Annotated in this window: 3 protein-coding genes; 1 reads left to right on the top strand and 2 read right to left on the bottom strand. The window is 75.4% G+C overall.

Annotation, left to right across the window (positions count from 1 at the left end):
* Positions 1 to 167 precede the first annotated feature (167 nt).
* A complete protein-coding gene (locus ACFWR9_RS36815; RefSeq protein WP_383850308.1) occupies positions 168 to 704 on the bottom strand; it encodes a gamma carbonic anhydrase family protein in 537 nt (178 codons plus the stop codon).
* A gap of 107 nt (positions 705 to 811) precedes the next feature.
* On the opposite strand from ACFWR9_RS36815, the gene ACFWR9_RS36820 reads away from it, so the two are divergent.
* Entirely contained in the window at positions 812 to 1,618 is an 807-nt protein-coding gene (locus tag ACFWR9_RS36820) for an acyltransferase (protein ID WP_383850316.1), read from the top strand.
* 29 nt (positions 1,619 to 1,647) lie between these two features.
* Here ACFWR9_RS36820 and ACFWR9_RS36825 read toward each other — a convergent pair.
* The coding region (locus ACFWR9_RS36825; protein ID WP_383850311.1) for a DMT family transporter at positions 1,648 to 2,454 on the bottom strand (807 nt) is incomplete at its 5' end.

The following is a 2,454-nucleotide window of genomic DNA, read 5'->3' on the forward strand; positions in this document are numbered from 1 at the left end:
CGAGAGAGTGCGTGTCCGCGTTTGCGTGCTCGTACACCCCCCCCACCCCACCTCGTTCTGTGTCCCCCCCCCACCCCCCCGCCCCCCCCCCCGGCCCCCCGGGGCTGTGACATTTCGCGGCTCCGCCGCGGGGCGCGACCAGCCACGAACAACCCGCGGCCGGCCGATCACAGAACCTCTCCCATGGCATCCCGATGCTGCCCAGCCAGCGCCGCGTACATCGTGCCGTTCAGCGTCACCCCCTGCCGCTCCTCCTCCGTCAGCTCCCGCCTGACCTTCGCCGGCACCCCCGCGACCAGCGAGCCCGGCGGCACCCGCATCCCCTGCGGCACGAGCGCCTGGGCCGCGACCAGCGAACCCGCGCCGATCACCGCCCCGTTGAGGACCGTCGCACCCATGCCGATCAGGCAGTCGTCCTCGACGGTCGCGCCGTGCACCACGGCGTTGTGCCCGATGGAGACCCGCTCGCCGACCGTGACGGGGAAGCCGGGGTCGGCGTGCAGCGTGCAGTTGTCCTGGACGTTGCTGTCCGCGCCGACGGAGATCCGCTCGACGTCGCCGCGCACCACCGCGCCGTACCAGACGCTCGCCCCGGCATGCAGCGTCACGTCCCCGATGACCGAGGACGTCGGCGCCACGAAGGCCCCCGCGTCCACCTTGGGCTCCTTGCCGGCGATGCCCGTGATCAGCGCCTTCTGCGTCATCTCCGCCTCCTGTTCGGGTGATGTACGGCACCGTACGCCACCCGGTGGGGTGAAGATCACAGCACTCCGCGGTCATGGCCGCACCGCACGCCGACTACCGTGAGCGGGTGCCCAAGCGCAAGAACACGTTCTCGTCCTGGCGGAGCCGCCTGGCGCAGCGGGCCGTCCACGCGGGCTGGGCCTGGGTGCAGCGCACCGGCTCCGTCACCGCCGCCCGCCCCGGACGCTTCCGCTTCGGCGCGCTGGGCACGGGCACCCGCCTGGCCTTCCCGCTCGGCACGGTCTTCGGCGAACCCTGGATCCACGTCGGCGCGCACTGCATCATCGGCGAGCAGGTCACGCTGACCGCCGGGCTCATGCCCGACCTCGACCTCGGCCCCGAACCGATCCTCCGCATCGGCGACGGGGTCGTCCTCGGCCGCGGCAGCCACGTCATCGCCGACACCACCGTCACCATCGGCAGCGACTGCTACTTCGGGCCGTACGTCTACGTCACCTCCACCAACCACTCCTACGACGACCCGCACCAGCCCATCGGCAAGCAGTGGCCCCGGATGGACCCGGTCGAGATCGGCACCGGCTGCTGGATCGGCACCGGCGCGGTCATCCTGCCCGGCGCGCGGATCGGGCGGAACGTGGTCGTGGCCGCCGGTGCCGTGGTCCGGGGTACCGTCCCCGACCACGCCGTGGTGGCGGGCGCGCCCGCCAAGGTCGTACGGCGCTGGACCCCCGCCGAGGGCTGGCAGCCGCCGCTGCGGACCCCGGCCCCGGTGCCGATTCCCGACGGGGTCACGCCGGGACAGCTGCGGGAGCTGTCGACGCTGGACGGCGAGGCGCTGGCCAGGCTGGCGGAACTGGACGACGACCGGCCGGAGACGACGGGCAGGCTCGCGGAACCGGCCGCCGAGAGCTGAGCGTTCGCCGCGACCGTGCGGAGGCCGGGTCAGCCCGTGGCCAGCAGCAGGGTGCCCACCAGGGCGAGGCCCGCGCCCGCCGCCTGCACGGCGCGCAGCCGTTCGCTGAGGAACCCGCGCGCGGCCAGCGCGGTCACCACCGGATACAGGGAGGCCAGCACCGCCGCCACCGTCACCGGGCCGTGCTGGGCGGCGATCGAGTACGTGCCGTTGGCCGCGACGTCGGCGAGCCCCACGAAGCCCAGCGCGGGCAGCGAGCCCCACGGGAAGCCCTCCGGCGGCAGCGCGGCGGCGCCGCGCCGGACGGACACCCACAGGGCCAGTCCGCCGGCGGCGACGTTGGTGACGCGCTGGACGAACAGTGCGAGGAAGAGGCCGGTGAGCGTGGTCGACGCCTCCGCGATCAGGGCCATCACGGCACCGAACCCGAAGGCCGCGACGAGGGTGAGGGCGACCGTCCGCCGTTGGACCGGCGCGCCCCGCAGTTGCGGACCGCCGGCGAGCACCACGCCCGCGACGGCGACCAGGATGCCGGCGAACTGCGGCAGCCCGGGACGCTCGCCGAGGGCAAGACCCACGCCCACCGGGACGGCCACGCCGAGCGAGCCCAGGGGCGAGACGACGCCCATCGGGCCCAGGGCGAGCGCCTTGTAGAAGGCGAGCATCGCCACCGGCCCGACCAGACCCGCGGCGACCGCGAACCAGAGGTGCGCGGACGCCTCGCTCCAGGCGCGGGGCGGCCCCCCCCCCGGGGCCGGGGCCGCGACCCCCCCCGCCCCGGCGAGGGCGAGCCCCCGCTGCCCCGGGCGGGGGCGCGGGGGCGCACCCCCCCCCCG

The sequence above is a fragment of the Streptomyces sp. NPDC058534 genome, assembly GCF_042717365.1.
Classification (GTDB): domain Bacteria; phylum Actinomycetota; class Actinomycetes; order Streptomycetales; family Streptomycetaceae; genus Streptomyces.